We start from the raw sequence: 1314 nt of genomic DNA, 5'->3' as shown, positions 1-1314 counted from the left end.
CAACCACCACCACGATGAAGATGCCGAACCAGATGAGGTCAATGCCCGCCTGACGGATCATCGGCTCCACCACCGCCATAGTCAGCACCACCGAGGAAATGCCGTCGAGGAAACAGCCCAGCACGATATAGAAGACCAGAAGCACCATCAGCAATTCGATGCGCGACAGTTCCCATCCGGCGATCAGATCCGCCAGCCCCCGCGGCAAACCGGTAAAGCCCATCGACAGAGACAGGAACGCAGCCCCCGCCAGGATCAGCGCAATCATCGCGCTGGTGCGGGTGGCACCCATCAGACTTTCGGTGAAGGTCTTCCAGGTCAGCGAGCCTTGTGTCAGCGCCAGCAGCAGCGACCCGATGACGCCAAATGCAGCGGCCTCGGTCGCTGTCGCAAAGCCCAGGTACATTGAGCCGATTACCACAATGATCAACGCAATCACCGGCGCCAGAAAGCGGGAGTTACGGATCTTCTCGGCAAAGGTGAGCTTGCCTTCCTGATCCGGGTTCCAATCCTTGCCGAATTTGGAATAGATCGCCACATAGCCCATGAACATCGCCGCCAGCACCAGACCGGGCAGGATGCCGGCAAAGAACAGCTTGGTGATCGATTCATTGATGGTGACACCATAGACGATCAGCGTCAGCGACGGCGGGATCATAAGGCCCAGCGTGGCCGCACCAGTAAGCGTGCCGATAATCATCTTCTCCGGGTAGTTGCGCTTGCGCAGTTCCGGGATCGACATCTTGCCCACCGTGGTCAGCGTCGCGGCAGAAGAGCCAGAGACCGCGGCGAACACCGTGCAGCCGACGATATTGGTATGCACCAGACCGCCGGGCAGGGGCGCCATCCAGGGGGAGAGCCCCTTGAACATGTCCTCGGATAATCGGGTGCGATAGAGGATTTCACCCATCCAGATGAACATCGGCAGCGCCGTCAGCGTCCAGCTGGAGGAGGCCGACCAGATCGTGGTCAGCATCACGTCGCCGACGGGGCGGGTGGTGAACAGCTCCATGCCGACCCAGGCCACGCCCATCAGCGCCAGGCCAACCCAGACGCCGCTGCCCAGCAGGGTGAACAGCACAAAGAGAAACAGAATGATGACTGAGATATTTTCCATGAGGCTTACTCCGCGTGGCTCTGGTCGTCCAGATCCCGGGTGATGCGGTGGTCGCCGCGAAAGATCACATGGATCAGATGATCGGTGAGGGCGACGGCCAGAACAGCCCCGCCGAACAGCATCACGCTTTGCGGTATCCACAGCGGTGTGCGGTCCTGGCCCTGGCTCACGTCGTTGAACTTCCAGCTCCAGTAGAC

The 1314-nt window shown here is 60.3% G+C and carries 1 protein-coding gene and 1 pseudogene; both read right to left on the bottom strand.

The window, feature by feature from the left end:
• On the bottom strand, positions 1-1117 hold a 1117-nt coding region (locus A2I95_RS38815; protein WP_291737713.1), incomplete at its 3' end, for a TRAP transporter large permease subunit.
• A 5-nt stretch (positions 1118-1122) separates the two neighbouring features.
• Positions 1123-1314: pseudogene (locus A2I95_RS38810) on the bottom strand (TRAP transporter small permease); the annotation flags it as partial.

The organism is Leisingera sp. F5 (assembly GCF_001593695.1).
This window is presented reverse-complemented; position numbering and strand designations above follow the sequence as displayed.